Origin of the sequence: Arthrobacter sp. Cr_A7, from assembly GCF_029222765.1 — a bacterium.
Taxonomy (GTDB): Bacteria; Actinomycetota; Actinomycetes; order Actinomycetales; family Micrococcaceae; genus Arthrobacter.
In genome coordinates this window covers 1-22,099 of sequence record NZ_JARHXQ010000328.1, presented here as the reverse complement: position 1 = coordinate 22,099, position 22,099 = coordinate 1, and the positions used below count along the sequence as shown (strand labels likewise).

The 22,099-nt window shown below is 65.6% G+C and carries 18 protein-coding genes and 2 tRNA genes; 17 read left to right on the top strand and 3 right to left on the bottom strand.

Annotation, left to right across the window (positions count from 1 at the left end; genetic code table 11):
• Positions 1-7 precede the first annotated feature (7 nt).
• From gltX to P2Q66_RS19770, 6 genes are all read left to right on the top strand, one after another.
• The gene (gene gltX, locus P2Q66_RS19795) at positions 8-1,522 is read left to right on the top strand and encodes a glutamate--tRNA ligase (RefSeq protein WP_275730895.1); all 1,515 of its coding nucleotides are present in this window, start codon (positions 8-10) and stop codon (positions 1,520-1,522) included.
• Complete coding sequence (locus P2Q66_RS19790; RefSeq protein WP_275730893.1) at positions 1,522-2,259, top strand: HAD family hydrolase; 738 nt, start codon at positions 1,522-1,524, stop codon at positions 2,257-2,259. The genes gltX and P2Q66_RS19790 overlap by 1 nt, the downstream gene beginning before the upstream one ends.
• Before the next feature lie 109 nt (positions 2,260-2,368).
• Positions 2,369-2,440: transfer RNA gene (locus P2Q66_RS19785), tRNA-Gln, on the top strand.
• Between the two features lie 128 nt (positions 2,441-2,568).
• Positions 2,569-2,644 (top strand) — tRNA-Glu (locus P2Q66_RS19780).
• An 86-nt stretch (positions 2,645-2,730) separates the two neighbouring features.
• Positions 2,731-4,500 (top strand): dynamin family protein, encoded by a 1,770-nt coding sequence (locus tag P2Q66_RS19775; protein ID WP_275730919.1) that lies wholly within the window; start codon positions 2,731-2,733, stop codon positions 4,498-4,500.
• The gene (locus tag P2Q66_RS19770) at positions 4,497-6,113 is read left to right on the top strand and encodes a GTPase (RefSeq protein WP_275730892.1); all 1,617 of its coding nucleotides are present in this window, start codon (positions 4,497-4,499) and stop codon (positions 6,111-6,113) included. Before P2Q66_RS19775 ends, P2Q66_RS19770 begins: the two co-directional genes overlap by 4 nt.
• A 27-nt stretch (positions 6,114-6,140) precedes the next feature.
• Here the strand turns inward: P2Q66_RS19770 and P2Q66_RS19765 are convergent, their stop codons facing one another.
• Positions 6,141-6,686 (bottom strand): DUF1697 domain-containing protein, encoded by a 546-nt coding sequence (locus P2Q66_RS19765; protein ID WP_275730889.1) that lies wholly within the window; start codon positions 6,684-6,686, stop codon positions 6,141-6,143.
• A 37-nt stretch (positions 6,687-6,723) separates the two neighbouring features.
• On the bottom strand, positions 6,724-7,443 hold the full coding sequence (locus P2Q66_RS19760) for an IclR family transcriptional regulator (protein ID WP_058266868.1): 720 nt from the start codon (positions 7,441-7,443) through the stop codon (positions 6,724-6,726).
• A gap of 112 nt (positions 7,444-7,555) precedes the next feature.
• On the opposite strand from P2Q66_RS19760, the gene leuC reads away from it, so the two are divergent.
• The 6 genes from leuC (at position 7,556) to P2Q66_RS19730 (ending at position 14,072) form a co-directional block, all read left to right on the top strand.
• The gene (gene leuC, locus P2Q66_RS19755) at positions 7,556-9,010 is read left to right on the top strand and encodes a 3-isopropylmalate dehydratase large subunit (RefSeq protein ID WP_079598976.1); all 1,455 of its coding nucleotides are present in this window, start codon (positions 7,556-7,558) and stop codon (positions 9,008-9,010) included.
• 8 nt (positions 9,011-9,018) lie between these two features.
• On the top strand, positions 9,019-9,630 hold the full coding sequence (gene leuD, locus P2Q66_RS19750) for a 3-isopropylmalate dehydratase small subunit (protein WP_079598937.1): 612 nt from the start codon (positions 9,019-9,021) through the stop codon (positions 9,628-9,630).
• A gap of 137 nt (positions 9,631-9,767) precedes the next feature.
• Positions 9,768-11,093, top strand: a complete 1,326-nt coding sequence (gene murA, locus P2Q66_RS19745; RefSeq protein ID WP_079598938.1) for a UDP-N-acetylglucosamine 1-carboxyvinyltransferase — start codon at positions 9,768-9,770, stop codon at positions 11,091-11,093.
• Between the two features lie 11 nt (positions 11,094-11,104).
• Positions 11,105-11,884: a lysophospholipid acyltransferase family protein gene (locus tag P2Q66_RS19740; RefSeq protein WP_275730886.1), complete on the top strand. Its 780-nt coding sequence runs from the start codon at positions 11,105-11,107 to the stop codon at positions 11,882-11,884.
• A gap of 11 nt (positions 11,885-11,895) precedes the next feature.
• On the top strand, positions 11,896-12,930 hold the full coding sequence (locus P2Q66_RS19735) for an NAD(P)H-dependent glycerol-3-phosphate dehydrogenase (protein ID WP_275730917.1): 1,035 nt from the start codon (positions 11,896-11,898) through the stop codon (positions 12,928-12,930).
• A gap of 2 nt (positions 12,931-12,932) precedes the next feature.
• Positions 12,933-14,072, top strand: a complete 1,140-nt coding sequence (locus tag P2Q66_RS19730) for a D-alanine--D-alanine ligase family protein (protein WP_275730884.1) — start codon at positions 12,933-12,935, stop codon at positions 14,070-14,072.
• Positions 14,073-14,129: 57 nt separating this feature from the next.
• Here P2Q66_RS19730 and P2Q66_RS19725 read toward each other — a convergent pair whose 3' ends face one another.
• Positions 14,130-14,597: a DUF3515 domain-containing protein gene (locus P2Q66_RS19725; protein ID WP_275730915.1), complete on the bottom strand. Its 468-nt coding sequence runs from the start codon at positions 14,595-14,597 to the stop codon at positions 14,130-14,132.
• Between the two features lie 340 nt (positions 14,598-14,937).
• On the opposite strand from P2Q66_RS19725, the gene P2Q66_RS19720 reads away from it, so the two are divergent.
• From P2Q66_RS19720 to P2Q66_RS19700, 5 genes are all read left to right on the top strand, one after another.
• The gene (locus P2Q66_RS19720; protein ID WP_275730883.1) at positions 14,938-16,149 is read left to right on the top strand and encodes a hypothetical protein; all 1,212 of its coding nucleotides are present in this window, start codon (positions 14,938-14,940) and stop codon (positions 16,147-16,149) included.
• Positions 16,150-16,340: 191 nt separating this feature from the next.
• Complete coding sequence (locus P2Q66_RS19715) at positions 16,341-17,618, top strand: hypothetical protein (protein WP_275730881.1); 1,278 nt, start codon at positions 16,341-16,343, stop codon at positions 17,616-17,618.
• A 206-nt stretch (positions 17,619-17,824) separates the two neighbouring features.
• Positions 17,825-18,775, top strand: coding sequence for a thiamine-phosphate kinase (gene thiL / locus P2Q66_RS19710; protein ID WP_275730913.1), 951 nt, complete (start codon positions 17,825-17,827; stop codon positions 18,773-18,775).
• 22 nt (positions 18,776-18,797) lie between these two features.
• Entirely contained in the window at positions 18,798-19,784 is a 987-nt protein-coding gene (locus tag P2Q66_RS19705; protein ID WP_275730878.1) for a DAK2 domain-containing protein, read from the top strand.
• Positions 19,774-22,047, top strand: a complete 2,274-nt coding sequence (locus P2Q66_RS19700; RefSeq protein ID WP_275730876.1) for an ATP-dependent DNA helicase RecG — start codon at positions 19,774-19,776, stop codon at positions 22,045-22,047. Before P2Q66_RS19705 ends, P2Q66_RS19700 begins: the two co-directional genes overlap by 11 nt.
• Positions 22,048-22,099: the final 52 nt, after the last annotated feature.

Genomic DNA, 22,099 nt, shown 5'->3' with positions numbered 1-22,099 from the left:
AGCCACTATGACTACTGCTTCTGCGTCGCCTGCTGCCTCCATCCCGTCCGTCACCGCGGATACGCCCGTCCGAGTCCGCTTTTGCCCTTCGCCCACCGGAACCCCGCACGTCGGGCTGATCCGTACGGCGCTGTTCAACTGGGCCTACGCCCGGCACACCAAGGGCACCATGGTGTTCCGGATCGAGGACACCGACTCTGCCCGGGACAGCGAGGAAAGCTACCACCAGTTGCTGGACGCGCTGAAGTGGCTGGGCATCGACTGGGACGAGGGCGTGGAGGTGGGCGGCCCGCACGAGCCGTACCGGCAGTCGCAGCGCAGCGACATCTACCAGGACGTCATCAAGCGGCTCCGTGACGGCGGGTTCATCTACGAGTCCTTCTCCACGCCGGAGGAGATCGAAGCCCGCCACCGCGCCGCCGGGCGGGACCCGAAGCTCGGCTATGACGGTTTCGACCGGACCCTGACGGACGAGCAGATTTCGGAGTTCAAGGCCCAGGGCCGTGAGGCCGTACTGCGCCTCCGGATGCCCGACGAGGACATCACCTTCAACGACCTGGTCCGCGGCGGGATCACCTTCCGTGCCGGTTCCGTGCCGGACTTCGCGGTGGTGCGCGCCAACGGCGCCCCGCTGTACACGCTGGTCAACCCGGTGGACGACGCGCTGATGGGCATCACCCATGTCCTGCGCGGTGAGGACCTGCTCAGCTCCACCCCGCGGCAGATTGCCCTGTACCGGGCCCTTCACGCAGTGGGTGTTGCGCAGTACATGCCGGAGTTCGGCCACCTGCCCTACGTGATGGGCCAGGGCAACAAGAAGCTTTCCAAGCGCGATCCTGAATCCAGCCTGTTCCTGCACCGCGAACGCGGCTTCATCCCCGAGGGATTGCTCAACTACCTCTCCCTGCTGGGCTGGTCGCTCAGCGCCGACGAGGATATCTTCACCGTGGACCAGCTCGTGGAGAACTTCGACATCCACGACGTCCTGGGCAACCCGGCGCGCTTCGACCTGAAGAAGGCAGAGGCCATCAACGGAACCCACGTAAGGATGCTTTCACCCGAGGTGTTCCGGGAACGGCTGGCACCTTACCTGCGCGCCGCGGACCTGGTGGGCGAAATCCTCACTGACCGTGAAGAGGAGATCCTCACCGAAGCCGCGCCGCTCATCCAGGAGCGCATCACGCTGCTGGGCGAGGCACCGGAAATGCTGGCCTTCCTGTTCAAGGCCGACGACGCCATCGACATCGCGGACGACGCCCGCAAGGGACTGCCGGAAAACCTGGCCGAAGTCCTTGACGCGGCCATCACGGCGCTGGAGCCCGTTGACGAGTGGATCCCGGACAACATCCAGACGGCACTGAAGCAGGCGCTCGTGGAAGACCTCGGCATCAAGCCGCGCCTCGCCTTCGGCCCTGTCCGCACAGCGGTTTCGGGGCGGCGGATCTCGCCGCCGCTGTTTGAATCCATGGTCATCCTGGGCAAGGCATCCTCCCTGCGCCGGCTCCGGACCTTCCGCGGCTGATGACTGCTCCCAGCAAGGCACGCAGCGGTGTCCTGGAAACGCCTTTCGGACCCGTCCGGGGCGTCCTTTTCGACATCGACGACACCCTGGTGGACCTCGAATATTCGATGACGACTGCCTTGCGGGAAGTCAGCGAACACCTCCTGCCCGGCCTGGACCAGGCCGGGTGGGAGCGGTTTGGCCGCATCTTCACCCACGAAACCACGCACTACTACGACCAATACCTGGCCGGTGACCTGACGTTCAACGAGCAGCGCCTCCTCCGCGGCCGGGCCGCATTGGGGCACTTTGGCGTGGACCTGGGCGAGGGTGAGGAATCGCACCGGTGGCTCAGCGCCTACATGGAGAAGCAGCCCTCCTACGTCAAACCCTTCCCGGACGTGCTGCCGCTGCTCGATGTCCTGGACCGCACGGGTATTCCCTACGGCGCGGTCAGCAACAATGTCCACGATTACCAGCGGGCCAAACTCGACAGCGCCGGGCTGGAGCGCGTCTCTCGGCTGGTGGGCACGGACACCCTCGGGGTGGCCAAACCCAACCCGGCCATTTACCTCGAAGGCGTCCGGCTGCTGGGCACCCCTGCCGCCGAAACCCTCTACGTCGGCGATAACCGGCTGCTTGATGCGGAAGGCTCGACGGCGGCCGGCTTGCTTGGCGTCTGGCTGAACCGGACGGGGGAGCCGGGGCAGGGGTTCGACGGCGGCATGGTTGCCTCGCTGGACCAGCTGGTCAGCTAAGTCACACAGTTCCGATTTGTGCGAGCCGGAAGTCTCGGGTAAAGTAATTTCTCGTGCTGAGGGGCACGGAGCGGGGCAAAAGCCCTGAAAACCGGCCCGAAAGTATCATTGGGATATGGTGTAATTGGCAACACTACGGTTTCTGGTACCGTCATTCTAGGTTCGAGTCCTGGTATCCCAGCTCTGGTTTGAGCGCCGTTCCGGCCTCAAAACGGAACGGTTTCAAGCGGTCCGCCGATTTGAAACCACAGCGCAGTGTGTGAAACAATCACTGAGCTTGACCAGCGGAAACGCTGGCAGGAAGTACACGGCCCCATCGTATAGCGGCCTAGTACGCCGCCCTCTCACGGCGGTAACGCGGGTTCGAATCCCGCTGGGGTCACCAACGGAAATGGTCCCGGGCAACAGCCCGGGGCCATTTTTCATTTCCCGGCGCGCGGAGCTTTGAGCTGGCATGATGTTGCTGTGACCATGTCCAACGAGCCCCACGATCACACGCAGCCGGAGCCGCGGACCGCCGAAGCGCTGGTGCTGCTGGAGGATGTGCGCAACGGGCTTGCGGACGTCGCCCTGCCGCTGGCACTTCCGGGAGCGGAGCAGGCCCGCCTCGGGGCTGCGAATGCGGTGACCCAGCTCGATGACTACATCCTTCCGCGCTACCGCAGCCTGGATGCTCCACTCCTCGCCGTTGTCGGAGGTTCCACCGGCGCGGGCAAATCGACCCTCGTCAACGCGCTCGTCGGCCACCCGGTAACCCGCGCGGGAGCGATCCGCCCCACCACCCGGCAGCCCATCCTGCTGCACAACCCGGCTGAGGCGCCCTGGTTCGAGGGGCACCGAGTCCTGCCCGGCCTCAACCGGATCCGCGGCGCCCTCGCCGTGGCCCACGTTCCTTCCGCTATGGACGTGATCACGTCCGACGCAGCCCCGATGTCGTCGCTGGTACTGCTTGCCGACCCGTCGGTACCTGCCGGGATCGCCCTCCTCGACGCCCCCGACGTCGATTCCATTTCTGACGACAACAGGAAGCTGGCAGGGCAACTCCTGGCGGCCGCGGATCTCTGGATCTTCGTCACAACCGCCAACCGCTATGCCGACGCCGTCCCCTGGAAGCTGCTCCTGGACGCCGCCACCCGGGACATCATGGTGGCGGTGGTGCTGGACCGGGTCCCGCCGGGTGCGGAGGCGGAGGTCAGCGAGGACCTCCGTGCACTTTTGGACAAGGAAGGGCTGGGGAGCGCACCGATGTTCGTCATCCCCGAGACCCCATTGGACTCCAGGGGCATGCTGCCGGAAGGAGCAGTCCGTCAGCTGAAAACCTGGCTGGACGAGCTGGCGGCCGATGCCGCGGGCCGGTCCGAGGTTGCCCGCCGGACCCTGAACGGGTCGGTCCGTGCCCTCTCCGGCCGGGTTGCCGCAATCGCCCAGGCGGCCCGCGAACAGGAGCGCGCTGCCGGGAGCCTGGAAGCCGACGCCGTGGCAGCCTACCGGCGTGCAGCGGAGCGCATCCTGGACGCCACCCGGGACGGGGCACTCCTGCGCGGCGAAGTCCTGGCACGCTGGCAGGACTTCGTCGGCACCGGCGAATTCTTCCGGACCCTGGAACAGAACGTTGGACGGTTCCGGGACCGGCTGGGAGCCTTCTTCCGGGGCGAACCGGCGCCCGCCGTGCAGGTCGAGGCCGCCATCGAGACCGGTCTGCAGGCAGTGATTGTTGATGAAGCAGCCAATGCTGCCGAGGAGACTGACCAGCGCTGGCGCTCCCATCCGGCGGGACGGCAACTGCTGGGCACTGACGATCTTTCCGGCACCTCGGCGGGCTTCGCCGACCGCACTGCCGAGGAAATCCGTGCCTGGCAGGAGGCACTGATGGAACTCATCCGCACGGAGGGCCAGGGCAAGCGCACCCAGGCCCGCTGGTTGTCCTTCGGGATCAACGGACTGGGAGCGGCTCTAATGATTGTGGTGTTTTCGATGACCGCGGGACTGACCGGCCTGGAGATTGGCGTAGCCGGCGGGACCGCCGTCGTGGGCCAGCGGCTGCTGGAAGCGGTCTTCGGCGAGGATGCGGTCCGGCGCATGGCCGAAAAAGCCCGGGAGGACCTCGCAGCCCGCTGCCAGCGCCTGCTGGACGGGGAGCAGCAGAAGTTCCTGCTCCGGCTGCCTGCTGCCGGCGGAGCTGCCGAAGATGCTTTGCTGGCCCAGTCCGACGCCCTGGCCCGGCTGGCGGGCACCGCGTGAGCCGGCACAGCGACGCACGGGAGTCAACACGGCTGGACGGCCGGCTTCAGGCGCTCGACGACGCCCGGCAGCTGGGCGAAGGCGTCCTTCCGGATGAAACCTTGCAGGAAGTGCTCCGTGTCCTGGAACGGGCCAGTTCCCGCCGTTCACTGTCCGGGGACCACACTGTGGTGGGCTTCTTCGGGGCGACCGGCAGCGGCAAATCGTCCCTGTTCAACGCGGTCAGCGGCGCGGAAATCGCGACGGCGGCCGCCCGCCGCCCCACAACATCGGAACCTTTGGCCGGGGTTTGGGGAGCGGAGGGCAGCGAGCCGCTGCTGGACTGGCTGGAGGTTCGCAACAGGCACCACGCTGCAGCGGTTGACGGCTTCGCCGATGAGGAAACCGGGCTGATCCTGCTGGACCTTCCGGACTTCGACTCCACCCGGCAAACGAATCGCGAGACAGTGCAGCGGATGGTGGGCCTGGTGGACGTCCTGGTATGGGTCCTGGATCCACAAAAGTACGCCGACGCAGCCGTCCATCACGGCTTCCTTGCCCCGCTTGCCTCCCACGGCGCCGTCACGCTCGTGGTTCTGAACCAGGTGGACCGGCTGCCCGAGCGGGACGTGCAGCCCGTGCTCGACTCCCTGCGCGGCATCCTGGCCCGCGACGGCCTCGCGGAGGTCCGGGTCCTCGCGTCCTCGGCCACGACGGGTGCCGGCGTTGCCGCCCTCCGCGCTGCCATCCGCAGCGTAGCCATGCAGCGCAAGGCACAGTCACAGCGGCTGGCTGCCGACATCGCCAAGGCAGCACAGGAGCTGCTGGCCGTGTCGGGGGAGGGGGAAGCGGCCGGCGTCCGCCCCGCATCAAAAAAACGGCTTGCCGATGAACTGGCAGTGGCGGCGAACGTGCCGGTGGTGGTGAGAGCGGTAGGCCAGTCCTACCGGCTGGAATCCGTGCGCCGGACCGGTTGGCCCGTCACCCGTTGGTTATCCAGGTTCCGGCCGGACCCGCTTCGCCGGCTCAACCTTCGCAGCAGCGCACCAGCAGAACTGAACCGGACATCACTGCCGCCGGCCGGCGCACCGGAGCGGGCCCGCACTGATGCGGCCGTCCGGGAATTTGCCGATGCAGCCAGTGCCGGCGCTCCCGGCCCCTGGCGCGCCGCCATCCGCGGCGCGGCCCGTGAGGGCAGGGAACGACTTCCCGATGCCCTGGACCAGGCCATTGCCGGAACGGACCTGGGTGCCAACCGCACATCCTGGTGGTGGGGCGTGTTCAACGTGGTGCAATGGCTGGCGCTGCTGACTGTCGTGGGCGGGCTCGGCTGGCTTGGCGTCCTGGCGGCGCTGGGCTATTTCCAGATGCCCGTACCGGAGGTGCCCCGAGTGGAAGGGTGGCCGGTCCCGACCCTGATGATCGCCTTGGGAGTGGTGCTGGGGATCTTCCTGGCCATCACCGGGCGCTTCATCGCCGCCGCTGCAGCCCGCGCCCGGGCAGGCAAAGCACGGAAACGGCTCAACGCTGCCGTCGCTTCCGTGGCACAGGAGTTCGTGGCGGAACCGGTGGACGTGGAGGTGAGCAGGCTCGGCGCCTTCAACGCCGCGCTGAAGAAGGCCGGGTCCGGGTAGCGCCCGGCTTCTGTGCTGTACGGGCTCCTACGCTGTATTAAGGGCGGCAGCGGCGTCCCGGACCTTGACCAGGGTCCGCAGGTTGCGGGTGGTGGTGGCTGCCTTGAACCTGGTCTTGGCAGTGATCTTGCTGAAGGGGCTGTCCAGCGTTCCGCCTGCCGGTGCCAGCCAGGCCAGGGCCTCGGGTCCCAGCCGCTTTTGCTCAGCGCCGTCGAGGGCCGCCCCCGCTGTCTCCAGTTCGTCCAGGACCGCGGTGTCCGAGGACAGGGTGATGTAGGTGTGCGTGGACCTGTCATCATCGGGGTAAGGGCATTCTTCCACCAGTTCGGCCACCCTGCCCGCGTCAAGGACCACCACCCAGGCTTCATAGCCGAAAGCGGCGCGCAGGCACTTTTCACATTCCCGCTTGACGGCGGCGGCACCGAGGCTGCTGGTCAGCACCACGTTTCCGCTGGCCAGAAGGGTCAGGGCGTCCGGAAAACCGCAGGCATTCAGGGCTTCCCTGAGGTCGGCCATTTTGATGTTGATGCCGCCCACATTGATGCCGCGGAGAAACACTGCGTAGCTGCCCATGGCCACAGCCTAGCGCCCGGGCTCCAGGAGGATGCCGTCAGTCGTTGTTCTTGCGCAGGGCTTCGGTGAGGATCCGCCCGGCGTTGCACACAACCTCGGCGTGGAGGCGGCCCGGCTGGCGGGTGAGCCGCTCGATCGGGCCCGAAATCGACACCGCGGCGATCACCCGGCCGGACGGGCCCCGCACCGGTGCCGAGACGGAGGCGACCCCCGGCTCGCGTTCTCCGAGGCTCTGGCCCCAGCCCCGCCGTCGTACGCCTGCCAGGACGGTGGGCGTAAAGCGTGCGGCCTGCAGGCCCTCGAGCAGGCGGTCGTGGTCTTCCCATGCGAGCAGGACCTGAGCCGCGGAGCCTGCCTTCATGGACAGCTGCGTGCCGACCGGAATGGTGTCCCGCAACCCGATGGGACGCTCGGCAGACGCGACGCAGACGCGCCAGTCGCCCTGGCGGCGGAAGATCTGCGCGCTCTCGCCCGTGGCATCGCGCAACTGCATGAGTACGGGACCTGCGGAGGCAATCAGGCGGTCCTCGCCGGCGGCCGATGCCAGCTCCACCAGCCTGCTGCCGAGGACGAACCGCCCCTGGATATCGCGGCTGACCAGCCGGTGGTGGACGAGGGCCAGGGCCAGGCGGTGGACGGTGGGCCGGGCCAGGCCGGTTGCCGCCACCAGCTGTGCCAGCGTGGTGGGGCCGGCCTCCAGTGCATCAAGCACCTGGGCCGCTTTATCAATGACACCGACTCCACTAGAATTGTCCATGTAATGATATTGCCGTCTCATTATCTGAGATGCAAATCTTTCGGCTGGCGCAGTATGGAGCCATGCTGATTCAGTTGAACCAATCAGCCAACAGCAGTGAAGGGAGATGGCCATGGCAAAGACATTGGCCGAGAAAGTCTGGGACGCACACGTGGTGCGCAAAGGCGACGGCGAAGGAGCCAACGCTCAGCCCGACCTTCTCTTCATCGACCTTCACCTGGTGCACGAGGTCACGTCCCCGCAGGCATTCGAAGGCCTGCGCCTGGCCGGGCGCAAGCTCCGCCGCCCGGACCTGACCATCGCCACGGAGGACCACAACACTCCGACCCTGGACATCGACAAGCCCATCGCCGACCTGACCAGCCGCACCCAGATCCAGACCCTGCGCAACAACTGCGCCGAGTTCGGCGTCCGGCTGCACAGCCTGGGCGACGCCGAACAGGGCATCGTGCACGTGGTGGGCCCCCAGCTGGGGCTCACGCAGCCGGGAATGACCGTGGTCTGTGGCGACTCCCACACCTCCACCCATGGCGCCTTCGGCGCGCTGGCCATGGGCATCGGCACCTCCGAGGTGGAGCACGTCATGGCCACCCAGACGCTCTCCCTGAAGCCGTTCAAGACCATGGCCATCAACGTGGAAGGGACCCTGCGTCCCGGCGTCACCGCGAAGGACATCATCCTGGCCGTCATCGCCAAGATCGGCACCGGCGGGGGCCAGGGCTACGTGCTCGAATACCGCGGCTCGGCGATCCGTGCTTTGTCCATGGATGCCCGGATGACTATCTGCAACATGTCGATCGAAGCCGGCGCCCGTGCCGGCCTCGTCGCGCCGGACCAGACGACGTACGACTACATGTACGGGCGCCCGCACGCGCCGCAGGGCGCGGAGTGGGACGCCGCCGTCGAGTACTGGAACACCCTGCGCACCGACGACGACGCAACCTTCGACGTCGAAGTGGACCTGGACGCCGACACCCTGGAGCCGTTTGTCACCTGGGGCACCAACCCCGGCCAGGGCGTCTCCCTGTCCCAGTCCGTCCCGTCCCCGGAAGACTTCGGCGACGAGAACGCCAAGGCCGCCGCGGAGCGCGCCCTGCAGTACATGGGGCTGGAGGCCGGCACCCCCATGAAGGACATCCGCGTTGACACGGTCTTCCTGGGTTCCTGCACCAACTCCCGAATGGAGGACCTCCGTGCCGCGGCGGACATCGTCCGCGGCCGCCAAAAGGACCCGAACATCCGCATGCTGGTGGTGCCCGGTTCGGCACGCGTGCGGCTCGAAGCCGAAGCCGAGGGCCTGGACAAGGTCTTCAAGGATTTCGGCGCCGAATGGCGCTTTGCCGGCTGCTCCATGTGCCTGGGCATGAACCCGGACCAGCTGGACGTGGGGGAGCGCTGCGCCTCCACCTCCAACCGCAACTTCGAAGGGCGCCAGGGCAAGGGCGGCCGCACCCACCTGGTTTCCCCGGTGGTGGCGGCAGCCACAGCCGTCCGCGGCACGCTCAGCTCGCCGTCGGACCTCGAACCCGCTCCCGAACCCGCAGCCATCCGCACCGACGCAGCCTAGGACACATCATGGAAAAGTTCACCAAGCACACCGGCATCGGCGTCCCGCTGCGCCAGAGCAACGTTGACACGGACCAGATCATCCCCGCGGTCTACCTCAAGCGCATTACCCGCACCGGTTTCGAGGACGCGCTGTTCTCCGCCTGGCGCAAGGACCCCTCCTTCATCCTGAACCAGGCGCCCTACACCACCGGCTCCGTCCTGGTGGCGGGACCGGACTTCGGCACCGGTTCCTCCCGGGAACACGCTGTCTGGGCGCTGAAGGACTACGGTTTCAAAGCCGTCCTTTCATCACGCTTTGCCGATATCTTCCGCGGCAACTCCGGAAAGCAGGGACTGCTGGCAGCGCAGGTTGCGCAGGATGACATCGAACTGATCTGGAAAGAGCTGGAAAACGCTCCCGGAACCGAAGTGACGGTGGACCTGGAGTCGAAAACGGTGGTGTGCGGCACCATCGTCGCACCGTTCGAGATCGACGACTACACCCGGTGGCGCCTGCTGGAAGGCCTGGATGACATTGGGCTCACCCTGCAGCATGAGGCGGACATCACGGCCTACGAAGCCACCCGCCCTGCCTTTAAGCCCAAGACCCTGCCCGCGCGGCTTTCCCAGCCGCACTGACGCGGGAATCTGTAGTACGCGGGCCCGCCACGCCCTGCCGGTGGGCCCGCGTATTTCGGTTCGGTAACGCGACCTCCTATGCTTGGTTGGAGCCTTTGCAAGGATTTGGGGGCGAGTAATCGTGAGGAAACCGGTATATGAGTAGTGTTCTGACAATCCGCGGCGGAGTCCCGCTTACAGGCCGCGTCAGCGTCCGCGGGGCCAAAAATCTGGTCCCCAAGGCGATGGTGGCGGCGTTGCTGGGCAACGAACCGTCGGTGTTGCGGAACGTTCCGGAGATCAAGGACGTGGAGGTAGTCACCTCCCTCCTGCAGCTGCACGGCGTCACCGTGGAGAAGGACCCGGTAAACGGCGACCTCACCCTTGACCCCAAGGCTGCCAAGACGGCACCAAGTACGGCCATCGATGCGCACGCCGGCGACTCCCGGATCCCCATCCTGCTCTGCGGACCGCTGATCCACGCGATCGGCGAGGCGTTCATCCCCGACCTGGGCGGCTGCAAGATCGGCGACCGCCCCATTGACTACCACCTGGACGTCCTGCGCCAGTTCGGTGCCGTCGTGGAGAAGCGTCCCGGCGGAATCCACATTTCAGCACCCAAGGGTCTGCACGGAGCCAAGATCTCGCTGCCCTACCCGTCCGTGGGGGCCACCGAGCAGGTGCTGCTGAGCGCCACCCGCGCCGAGGGCATCACCGAGCTGTCCGGCGCGGCCACCGAGCCCGAGATCATCGACCTCATTGCCGTGCTGCAGAAGATGGGCGCCATCATCAGCGTCCAGACGGACCGCACCATCAGGATCGAAGGCGTCCGCGACCTTGGCGGCTACAACCACCGGGCCCTTTCGGACCGCAACGAATCAGCGTCCTGGGCGTCCGCTGCCCTGGTCACCCGTGGAGACATCTTCGTCGAAGGCGCCTCGCAGCGGGACATGATGACCTTCCTGAACACCTACCGCAAGGTGGGCGGCGGAATGGACATCGGCGAGGACGGCATCCGCTTCTACCACCGGGGCGGCAAGCTCAACCCGCTGGTCCTGGAAACAGACGTGCACCCCGGTTTCATGACGGACTGGCAGCAGCCGCTCGTCGTGGCGCTTACGCAGGCCGAGGGAGTCTCCATCGTCCACGAAACGGTGTACGAAAACCGCTTCGGCTTCACCGACGCCCTCATCCGGATGGGTGCCAGCATCCAGGTCCACCGCGAGTGCCTCGGCAGCGTTCCCTGCAGGTTCGGGCAGCGCAACTTCCTGCATTCGGCAGTCATCTCCGGGCCCACCCAGCTCAAGGGAACCGACATCGACGTCCCTGACCTCCGCGGCGGCTTCAGCCACCTGATTGCCGCACTGGCGGCCACCGGTACTTCGCGGGTAACGGGCATCGACATCATCAACCGCGGTTACGAGCGTTTCACCGAAAAGCTCGCCGGCCTGGGTGCTGACTTCGACATCACCACCACGAAGTAACGGGACGGACTGTGAAGGAATCTGCCAAGAGCAGGGCCACATTCGTGTTCATCGCCGGCGTCGTCCGCCCGCTGTTGAACCTCATGATGGGCAAGAAATGGGAGGGCATCGAGAAGCTTCCCGCCGGCGGCTTCATCGCCGCGCCCAACCACTGCACAGAGATAGACCCCCTCGTGGTGGGGCACATGCTCTACAACCAGAAGCGCGCGCCGCACTTCCTGGCCAAGGCAGCGCTCTTCAACGTGCCGGGCCTCGGCTGGCTCCTGCGGGCCACCAAGCAGGTGCCGGTGGAACGTTCGACGGCGGGAGCGAACCGCTCGCTGCAGGTCGCCCAGGAAATTGTCGCCGAAGGCGGGGCGATCATCATCTACCCCGAGGGCACGCTGACACGCGATCCGGACCTGTGGCCCATGAAGGGGCATACGGGTGCCGCCAGGCTGGCCCTCGAAGGTGGAATCCCGGTGGTTCCCATCGCCCACTGGGGCGCACACGAGGTATTTCCCCGCTATGGTAAGCGGTTCCATATTTTTCCTCGCAAGCAGTCCAGGGTTGTGGTCGGTGATCCCGTGGACCTCAGCGCCTTCTCCGGGCAGCCGCTGGACAAGGCCACGCTGTCGGCCGCCACGGACGCGATCATGGACGCCATCACCGGACTCCTGGCGGGGATCCGGGGCGAGGAGCCACCGGCAGAGCGCTGGGACCCGACCCGCCAGCAGCAGGCAAAGCACGGACGTTTCGTGGAGCGCGAGCAGCAGAAGCAGCAGCCCGGCAATGGGGCGGATGCTCAGTGACCTCCGGGAACATGACGGGCTCCGCCCGTTCCGTCGCCGTGCTCGGCGCGGGGTCCTGGGGTACCACGTTCGCGAAAATCCTCGGGGACGCCGCCATCGCGGCGGACACCACGCGCGCCATCCGGATTTGGGGGCGGCGCGATGAAGTGGTGGAGCAGATCAACAGCATCCACCGCAATCTTCAGTACCTGAAAGACATCGAGCTTCCGGCGAGTATCACAGCCTCCTCGGACGTCCGGAAGGTGCTCCAGGGAGCGGATCTGGTGGTCCTTGCAGTGCCGGCCCAGTCCCTGCGGCCCCAACTGCGCGAATGGAAGGACATGATCGCCCCGGGCGCCATCGTCGTGTCCCTGATGAAGGGACTGGAACTCGGCACTGACGCCCGCATGAGCGAGGTCATCAGCGAGGAACTCGCCCTCCCGGCTGAACGCATCGCCGTCGTCTCCGGCCCCAACCTCGCGATGGAAATCGCGCGGGAGGAGCCCACCGCATCGGTGGTGGCATGCGCCGATTCCGCGGTGGCCGGCTGGCTGGCCAGGACGTGCACGGCGCCGTATTTCCGGCCGTACACCACCTCAGACGTGGTGGGCGTCGAAATCGGTGGCATCGTCAAGAACGTCATCGCACTGGCCGTCGGCATCTGCGAGGGCAAGCAGATGGGCGACAACACCAAGGCTTCCGTCATCACGCGCGGACTGGCCGAAACCTCGCGCCTTGCACTGGCGCTGGGCGGGAACGCGAAAACCATGGCTGGCCTCGCCGGCCTCGGCGACCTCGTGGCCACGTGCTCTTCACCGCTGTCGCGGAACCACACCGCAGGGCGGCTGCTGGGAGAAGGCCTTACGCTGGAGGAAGTGGGCCAGAAAATGACCCAGACTGCCGAAGGCATCAAGTCCGGACAGGCTGTGCATGAGCTGGCAGGCAAGCTGGGCGTCGATATGCCCATCACGGCCGCCGTCGTGGCGGTGCTGGCCGGCAAGCTGTCCGTTGACCAACTGGGGCCCCTCCTGCTGTCCCGGGAACTGAAACCTGAAGGCGATTACTGACGATGTCCCCTGACAACCTGACTGCAGGAGTGCCGGCAAAGCCCCGGGTGGCCGTACTTTTCGGAGGCCGCTCCAGTGAACACGCCGTGAGCTGCGTAACGGCCGCCGGAGTGCTCGGCGCCATCAACAAAGACAAGTACGACGTGATTCCCATCGGGATTGCCAAGTCCGGACAGTGGGTCCTCGCCTCCACCGACACCGCCCAGTGGTCCCTGGCTGCGTCATCCCTCCCGGAGGTGGCGCCGTCTTCGGACACGGTGACCCTGGCCGAGATCGGCGGCGAACACCAGCTGATCGTGGCTTCGCCGAATGAAGTCCCCCGGGAACTGGGCGCCGTGGACGTGGTCTTCCCGCTGCTGCACGGACCCTTCGGGGAGGACGGCACCATCCAGGGGCTCCTGGAGCTTTCCGACACCCGCTACGTGGGTGCCGGTGTCCTGGCTTCCGCGGTGGGCATGGACAAGCACTTCATGAAGGTGGTCTTTGAGGCGGCCGGGCTGCAGGTCGGTCCCTATATCGCGGTGACTGACCGGCAGTGGCGCAAGGATCCGGAAGCCGTCCGCAAGCAGGTGGACCTGCTCGGGTTCCCCGTTTTCGTCAAGCCGGCACGGGCCGGATCGTCCATGGGAATTTCGAAGGTTGACGCCCTCGACCAACTGGATGCCGCCATCGAGGAAGCACGGCGGCACGACCTCAAGCTGGTCATCGAAGCCGGAATCGCCGGCCGTGAAATCGAGTGCGCCGTGCTGGAAGGCAGAGGCACCGACGCCCCCAGGACATCGATGCCGGGGGAGATCTCAGTGGCCGGTGGCAGCCACGAGTTCTACGACTTCAACGCAAAGTACGTGGAGGACGATGCTGCAGCGCTGAGCTGCCCCGCGGATATCCCGGAGGAAGCCATCGCCAGGGTCCGCGAGCTGGCGGCCGCCGCGTTTGACGCCGTCGGGGCCGAGGGCCTGAGCCGCGTCGACTTCTTCTATACGCCCGACGGGGAACTCATCATCAACGAGATCAACACCATGCCCGGCTTTACGCCCAAGAGCATGTATCCGCAGATGTGGGCAGCGTCCGGGCTGGGCTACGCCGACCTGATCGATGAACTCATCCACCTCGCCCTGAACCGGAAGACCGGACTGCGCTAAACACGGGCCTCTCGACGGTTGAGCCCGGCGTAAAGACCACGGCGGCCCGGGCTGCGCCTACTGGCTCTGCGGCAGGTCCTGGAGTTCTTCCTGGCCCACGCAGTTCCGGATGGCCGGCACCTTCCCGGCCGCCGTTGCGAGGTCCGCCAGCACAGTGGCGGAGCTGATTTTGTCCGGGTCCATCAGGATCTCGGTAGCAGGTTCACGGCCGTAGGTGGTCAGGGTCCACACCGGGTCGCCTTCCTTGATGACCCAGTCGATGCCATTGACCGTCACGCAGCGGTCGGTGGTGGGGCCGGGAACGTTGACCCCGCAGCGAAGGATGACCAGGGACGGGTCCCCCCAGGCCGCGGTGGCCTGGCTGTTCGTCTTCCGCAGGCGGGCGTCCCCGATCGCGTCCGGCAGTGCCACCATCATGGGTGCGCAGGCGGGATCCGCTGCATCCTTGGCAGCGGTGACATCCACCGCAGGAGAACACCCTGCCAACGAAGAGATGATGAACGCCGCTGCGAGAGCCGTTCGCATTTTTGTCACGCGGCCAGGATGTGGCTTGGACAGGAAGATGGGCATGACAACAATCATCTCCGGCCAGAGAGCCGCACGCCAATCTTCGCGGGTGGTCGGCTGCGGCCTGCTCTGTACGAAACTAAGACGAACGATGCCGGCGCTGGACCGGACAACCTGCCGGTCGACAGGGCGATAAGCTGAAGAAACAATGACAAGAATAATTGACTCCGCCCCTCCGGCTGTGGAGGCTTCCCCACCGGTGAGGACCCGCATACTGAAGGCAGCCAGTCTGCTAGGCGCCGCTTGTGTCCTGACAATGATCGCGTGGGGCCGGCTACCGACCCTGACCCGGGAGACCGTGTGGGCCGAGGACGGCGGAGTGTTCCTCCGGGACGTTTTGCGCGCTGGACACCTCCAAAGCATTTTCCTGCCTTATGACGGCTACTTGCACGTCCTGCCCAGGCTCCTGGCCAGCATCTCCCACGCCCTTGTTCCGTTGGAGGGCTACGCCATTGCCATGTCGCTGCTGAGTTGTGCTGTAGTGGCAGGGATATCAATTGGTGTTTTCCACCTGGCCCGCGTACTGACCGAATCAGTGTCAGTCCGCCTCATGATCGCCGTAATTCCGATCCTGTTGCCGATTGGTCCGAACGAAGTCCTGGGAAATGCAGCCAATCTGCACTGGTACCTGCTGTGGCTGGCGCCCTGGCTCCTGCTGAAGAAGCCAGCCAACCCGGCGGCCAGTGCCGTGCTTTTCGTGCTTTCCTTCCTGACTGCAGCTAGCGAAATTATCAGCGGCATGTTCTTGCCCCTCGCTGTTTGGGTTGCCTGGAAGCGGCGGAGCTACGCAGCACCCGCGGGACTGCTGCTCGGCCTGATTCTCCAAGTCATGACAACCCTCGTCAGCCCGAGGTTCAATGGGGCAGCACCTCCCACGGACGCAGTCGACAAATTGTCAGTCCTTATGGGATACGTGCTGCTGCCCATCGGATCGATCTGGCATCCGGACAGCAGGACCTTGGCATCTGGAATTGTGAACTTCGGTTCGTGGGTCCTTGTTATCCCGACTTTGCTGTTTATCGGGCTGCTGGCGTTTGTACTGGCAAAAGGCACCACAGTTCTGAAATTCGGGGCGGTGGTTGCCATTGCAGCTTCCGGATTGTGTTGGGCGGCATCAGTAGTTTTGAGCGGAAATACCATGTTCAACTACGCCGCTTATGCGGAATCGGATTGGGCCAACAGCTTTACGTACATACGCTATGCGGCTGCCCCTGGGATGTTCCTTCTCCTGCTGGTTCCACTGGCCATCGCCACTGCCGTGCAGAATGGGCACATCAGTCGCGGCAACGTCCCCTTCTTTGCGGGGATTTTCGTCATATTTCTCCTCATCAGCTACTTTCCCACTGCCACAACCCGTCAAACGGGCCCTGCCTGGGCACCGGGAGTAGACGCAGCCCGCACGGCCTGCAGCAACGACAGAGCTTTGGCCTCTGCAGCGGTGGTAGTCGCACCTGCTGCCTGGAAGTTCGCGCAGGTCGACATTACCTGCCCGGAACTGCGGGGTAAGTGAAAGGCATAACGGCAAAGCTCATGGGCCGGCTCCTGTCTTCAGCTTCGCCCGACGAGTGCGTGGCCCGTGTCGGTTTCTTCTCCTTATAAGCTGGTTCCATCATGAATAACACTGCTGTTGCTGCGCCATGCCACCGGCTGGATCCAGAGAAAAAGGCCAAACGGTCCTACCGTGTACGCAGTCTGAGGTCCGTGAGCGTGGCGGCGGCGGTGATAGGGCTAACCTTTTTGACGTGGTTCCGCCTTCCTGAAGTAACCCGCGGGACTCTGTGGGCCGAGGACGCGGCTACCTTTCTGGCAGAAAGAATATCCCTCGGGCCGTGGCACAGCATTGTTGAGCCGTATGACGGTTATCTTCATACTATTCCGCGGATCGTATCCGGTATCGCCTACACCATTGGCCCTATCGAGGCGTATGCGATGCTTGTTACTTTCCTCAGTTGCATGACGGTTGCGGCCATAGCAACAGGCACGTACTTTTTGTCCGGGCAGCTTTTCCAGCACAAAAGCTATCGCCTGATGGTGGCGCTCATCCCGGTCCTCATACCTGTTGGGCCGCTTGAAGTTTTGGGAAACGCGGCAAACCTCCATTGGTATCTGCTCTGGCTTTGCCCATGGCTGCTGATTTTTGAGCCCCGCACGTGGCCCGTGCGTGCCGTCCTTTTTGTTGCCACGCTGGCAGCTGCCACGACTGAAATTATCGTAGGAATCTTCCTGCCATTGGCGATCTGGGAGATCGTCAGAAGGAAGAATTATGCCGCGCCGGCCGCGCTCATTCTTGGCATCGGCCTGCAGTTTCTGGCCACGGTCGCAAACCCGCGTTACTCCGAAGCTCCCCGTCTCGATTCGATGGACCCTTTGTCAGTCATCTACGGGTTCCTCCTGCAGCCGGTTGGATCCATCTGGGAGACGGATGCGGACACAATGGCACTCAATGTTGTGACATTCGGTGGGTTTGCTGTGGCGATTCCCATCATCGTCATTTTCGGACTGCTCGCGTACATCTTGACGTACGGTCGGGCACAGTGGAAGGTGACTGCCTTGTATGCCCTCGCAGCCGCTGCATCCTGCTGGGCTGCCGCAACGGTACTCAATCCGTCACCGGAACTCGATTTCGCCAACTTTTCCAAAGATGATTGGCTGTCAAAATTCACGTTTTTCCGCTACGCGGCCGCACCCTCCATGTTCTTGCTCGCACTGGTTCCCATAGCCTGCGCAGTGGCGGAAGACAAAGGGGTAATCGGTCCTAACAAGACCAGGTACCTCGCGCCTGTCCTGCTGGCGGTCTTTCTCTCCAACAGCTACCTGCAGGCTACGCCTGTCCGGCAAACCGGCCCCGAGTGGATGACAGGTGTCCAGACCGCTACCGTCCAGTGCGCCGCGGACCCGTCGCTGACTGAGGCGGTTATCCCCGTTACGCCGGCAAACTGGCAGGTAGCTGTTCCTTGCAGGCTCCTACCGGGCAAGTAGCTAAGCCGACTCGGGGCCTCAATGTCGGTGCCGCGCTGTAGCGTAGTGCCGTGCCAGAAAAGCCGATAAGCAGCAGTGAACAGACCCGCACTGACGGGACATCCGCAGGCCAGGCGGGCCCGGACGGGTCCGGACCGGGACAGCAGCCGGCCGTGGCTGACCTCTCCGAAGCCGAACTGCTGGCCCGGATCTTTCCCCGGCTTTCCATGGCAGGGGCCCACTCCGCAGCCACCCTCCTTGGCCCAGGGGACGACGCCGCCGTGGTGGCTGCTCCTGACGGAAAGACTGTCATCAGCATTGACACCCAGGTTGAAGACCAGGACTTCCGCCTTCGCTGGTCCAATGGCTACCGCACCACCGGCTTTGACGTGGGGTGGAAAGCGGCAGCGCAAAACCTCAGCGACATCAACGCCATGGGGGCAACAGCAACGTCCATGGTGGTCAGCCTCACCTTGCCGCCGGACACCCCCGTCAGCTGGGTTGAAGGCGTGGCGGACGGCCTTACCGCGGGCATCAAGGAGCTTGGGGCGGACAGCTGCTCCGTGGCGGGCGGCGACCTGGGCCGCGGGCGTGAAATCTCTGTCACCGTGGCCGTGGTGGGCACCCTTCATGGGGGAGAGGCGGTCCTCCGCTCCGGCGCGCGCCCGGGTGACATCCTGGCGCTGGCAGGCACTGCCGGGTATGCGGCCGCAGGCCTGGCCCTTCTTGAATCCCCCGTGAACGTGGAGCTCCTCACCCCGGAGCAGCGCGTCTTCCTTGACCTCCAGTGCCGGCCGCGGCCACCGCTCGCCGCAGGGCCGGCCGCCAGGGAAGCCGGAGCGACAGCCATGCTGGACGTTTCGGACGGACTGCTGCGCGATGGCCGGCGCATGGCGGTTGCCAGCAACGTCGGCATCGACCTCGACCCTGGACATTTGGCCCGCCTGGCAGCGGTTTTGCGTCCGGCAGCGGAGCTGTTGGGCATGGACGCAGCGGGATGGGTGCTGGGCGGCGGCGAGGACCACGGACTCCTCGCCACATTCCCGCCGGGCTTCCAGCTGCCGGCGGGATTCACTGCGATAGGCTCGGTACAAGCACTGGGAATCGATGAAGGCCCGGGCGTCATGATTGCGGGCCGGTCCGCGGACACCGGGGGATGGGATCACTTTGCACACTAAGGTTGCCGCCAACGCGCAAGCGATGAAGAGGTGGTTGGGCAAGGCTGAGACGGCCCTGGGCAACCACAGCGACCGCCTGAATGCCATCAATATCTTCCCGGTGGCGGATGGGGACACAGGAAGCAACCTCTACCTGACGGTACGTGCCGCGGCCCGGGCCCTTGCCACCAGCGGAGACCAGCCGGTCCAGATGGACGTCGGCGCCGTGCTGGCCACAGCCGGCCAGGCCGCCCTCGAAGAGGCAAGGGGAAACTCCGGCACGCTGTTCTCTGTGTTCCTGTGCGCCGCTGCCGAACCGCTCGCGGGCCATACCCGGCTGACGTCCACGCTGTTGGCGGCCGCCCTGAACCGGGCCCAGATCCGTGCCTGGTCCGCCCTCAGCGACCCCGTTCCAGGCACCATGCTTTCCGTGATGGAAGCTGCGGCACGCGCAGCAGCGGCCGTGGATGCCGGGCAAAACGGAGATGACAGCAACCACGCCCTGGGCCTTGTGCTGGACGCCGCCGTCGAAGCGGCACTCACGGCCGTCATCCACACCGAGGACCAGCTTGACGCACTCACCAGCGCGCATGTGGTGGACGCCGGCGGAGTGGGCATGCTCCTGATCCTTGACTGCCTGCGCTCCGCGGTACTGGGCGAGGAACTGCAGAGCGAACTCCTTGACGGCCTCCACGGTTATGACGTCGCCGATCCGCACATCCACACGGACATGCCGGACGACGACGGTGTGGAGGTCATGTGCACCATCAGCCTTTCACCCCTGAATGCCGCCACACTCCGGCAACGGCTGGACGAGATCGGCGAGTCGGTCATCATGAGCCAGGTGGGGAGCGGCATGGATGCCGACGGGAACTACCGGTGGCGGGTGCACGTCCACGTCCCCGACCCCGACCCCGCGGTCGCTATCATCAGATCCCTGGGGGAACCCTCCCAGATCAGCATCAGCGAACTCGCGCTGCCGCGTGATCCGGACACGGACGCAGTGAACTCCAGTGGGCATGAACGCTGAGCTGGACCTGGGCCTGGAACGCCGCATCGGAAAACGTTCCGCCGCCGTCATCGAGAAGCACCTGGGCATCACCACGGTGGAAGAACTGCTGAACTACTTTCCCCGCCGGTACCTGACCCGCGGTGAATTGACGCCGATCAGCGAAATCCCGCGCGATGAGGAGGTCACCCTGATCGCCCGGGTCCTGTCCAGCAGCACCCGCACCATGCGGGCGCGCCGCGGCAGCATCACCGACGTCGTGGTTTCGGACGACGACGGCAAGGCAGGCCTCAGGGTGGTAGGCGGGACGGATTACCGGGGCAAGGTCCCCGGGACGCTCAAGATCAGCTTTTTCAACGGATACCGGGCCAAGGCCGAACTGCTGCAGGGACGCCGTGCACTGTTCTCCGGCAAGGTCACCAGCTTCAACGGTGTCCTGGGCCTCACGAACCCCGATTTCCATGTCCTGGACGAGGACCCGTTCAGCGACGGCGGCCAGGATCCGGAGAAGCTGGCGGCCATGCCTATTCCGGTGTACCCCGCCACCGCAAAACTTCCCAGCTGGAAGATCCAGAAGGTCATTACAACACTGCTTGAGACCGTGGACCTCGCTTCGCTTCCGGACCCGGTGCCGCCCAAGGTTGCCGAGCGGGAGAAGTTCCTGTCCCTGGCCCAGGCCTACCGGCTCATCCATGCGCCGGAGACTGCCGCAGACTGGAAGAGGGCCCGGGAACGGCTCCGGTACCACGAAGCCCTGGTCCTGCAGTCCGCGCTCGCCCGGCGCCGGGCCCAACTCGCCTCGGAAGAAGCCACCGCCCGCCGGCCGGTGGCAGACGGGGTCCGGGCCGCTTTCGACAGAAGCCTTCCCTTCACGCTCACAGACGGGCAGGCCGCCGTCGGGAAGACGCTCGCCGCGGAACTGGCCCAGGATACCCCCATGAACCGGCTGCTGCAGGGGGAGGTGGGCTCGGGCAAGACGGTGGTGGCTCTGCGGGCCATGCTGCAGGTGGTTGACGCGGGGGGCCAGGCGGCGCTCCTGGCACCCACGGAAGTCCTCGCCGCCCAGCATTATGACTCGATTCGCCGCACCCTCGGACCGCTCTCCCGGGACGGCCTGCTCGGCGGGCTTGCCGGACCGGACGGCGCATCCGTCCAGGTCACCCTCCTGACCGGGTCCATGCCCATCGCGGCGCGCAAGCAGGCCATGCTGGACGCGGCGTCCGGGACGGCAGGGATTGTGATCGGCACCCACGCCCTGCTCAGCGACAATGTGTCGTTCTACGATCTCGGACTGATCGTGGTGGACGAGCAGCACCGGTTCGGCGTGGAGCAGCGCGATGCCCTTCGTGCCAAGGCCCGAAAGCCCCCGCACCTGCTGGTCATGACTGCCACGCCCATTCCCCGCACTGTTGCCATGACCGTCTTCGGTGACCTGGAGACATCCACCCTCGACGAGCTTCCGAAGGGCAGGGCTCCCATCACCACGCATCTGGTGGGCCTCTCCGAGAACCCGGCCTGGGCAGGGCGCATCTGGGCCCGCGCCCGCGAGGAGATTGACGCCGGTCACCAGGTGTACGTCGTCTGCCCCAAAATCGGCACGGACGACGACGGCGATTTCAGCCCGGGCGAAGCCGAACCGCCCGGCCTTGAGTCGGACGACGCGTCACGCGAACTCGCATCGGTGGCTGCCGTCGTCGAGCACCTTTCGACCGAACCGTCCCTCGCCGGCGTCCCGCTGGCTCCGCTCCACGGGCGCCAGGATCCTGAGGTCAAGTCCGCCACCATGGCAGGGTTCGTCGGCAACAGCGTCAAACTGCTGGTGTCCACCACGGTGATCGAGGTGGGTGTCGACGTGCATAACGCAACGCTTATGGTGATCCTGGATGCCGACCGGTTTGGCATCTCCCAGCTGCACCAGCTCCGGGGGCGCGTGGGCCGCGGCGGCCTGCCCGGAACATGCCTGCTGGTTACGGCCCTGGAGCCCGCTCATCCCAGCCGGCGAAGGCTGGAGGCAGTGGCTGCGACCACGGACGGGTTCATCCTTTCGCAGGAGGACCTGAAGCTGCGCCGTGAGGGTGACATCCTGGGTGCCTCCCAGTCCGGCGGGCGTTCCACCCTGAAACTGCTGCGTGTTCTGGAACACGAGGACGTCATCACCCGGGCTCGGGAGGACGCGCAGGACATCGTGGGGAAGGATCCCTTCCTGTCCAGCCACCCGGAACTCGCGGATGCCATTAATAAGTACCTCAACCCCGAGAAGGAGGCGTTCCTTGAGCGCGGTTAAGCAGGAGGCCGCAGTGCGCGGCAGTGGATTCAGGTGGAGCACATGACCAGGA

Bases quoted from the DNA above. Each gene is read 5' to 3' on its own strand.
- P2Q66_RS19700 (WP_275730876.1), top strand. From the start codon at position 19,774: ATGAACGCTGAGCTGGACCTGGGCCTGGAACGCCGCATCGGAAAACGT.
- thiL (WP_275730913.1), top strand. From the start codon at position 17,825: ATGGCAGGGGCCCACTCCGCAGCCACCCTCCTTGGCCCAGGGGACGAC.
- P2Q66_RS19725 (WP_275730915.1), bottom strand. From the start codon at position 14,597: ATGCGAACGGCTCTCGCAGCGGCGTTCATCATCTCTTCGTTGGCAGGG.
- P2Q66_RS19790 (WP_275730893.1), top strand. From the start codon at position 1,522: ATGACTGCTCCCAGCAAGGCACGCAGCGGTGTCCTGGAAACGCCTTTC.
- P2Q66_RS19730 (WP_275730884.1), top strand. From the start codon at position 12,933: ATGTCCCCTGACAACCTGACTGCAGGAGTGCCGGCAAAGCCCCGGGTG.
- murA (WP_079598938.1), top strand. From the start codon at position 9,768: ATGAGTAGTGTTCTGACAATCCGCGGCGGAGTCCCGCTTACAGGCCGC.
- leuC (WP_079598976.1), top strand. From the start codon at position 7,556: ATGGCAAAGACATTGGCCGAGAAAGTCTGGGACGCACACGTGGTGCGC.
- P2Q66_RS19775 (WP_275730919.1), top strand. From the start codon at position 2,731: ATGTCCAACGAGCCCCACGATCACACGCAGCCGGAGCCGCGGACCGCC.
- P2Q66_RS19760 (WP_058266868.1), bottom strand. From the start codon at position 7,443: ATGGACAATTCTAGTGGAGTCGGTGTCATTGATAAAGCGGCCCAGGTG.
- leuD (WP_079598937.1), top strand. From the start codon at position 9,019: ATGGAAAAGTTCACCAAGCACACCGGCATCGGCGTCCCGCTGCGCCAG.
- P2Q66_RS19705 (WP_275730878.1), top strand. From the start codon at position 18,798: ATGAAGAGGTGGTTGGGCAAGGCTGAGACGGCCCTGGGCAACCACAGC.
- P2Q66_RS19765 (WP_275730889.1), bottom strand. From the start codon at position 6,686: ATGGGCAGCTACGCAGTGTTTCTCCGCGGCATCAATGTGGGCGGCATC.
- P2Q66_RS19735 (WP_275730917.1), top strand. From the start codon at position 11,896: ATGACGGGCTCCGCCCGTTCCGTCGCCGTGCTCGGCGCGGGGTCCTGG.
- gltX (WP_275730895.1), top strand. From the start codon at position 8: ATGACTACTGCTTCTGCGTCGCCTGCTGCCTCCATCCCGTCCGTCACC.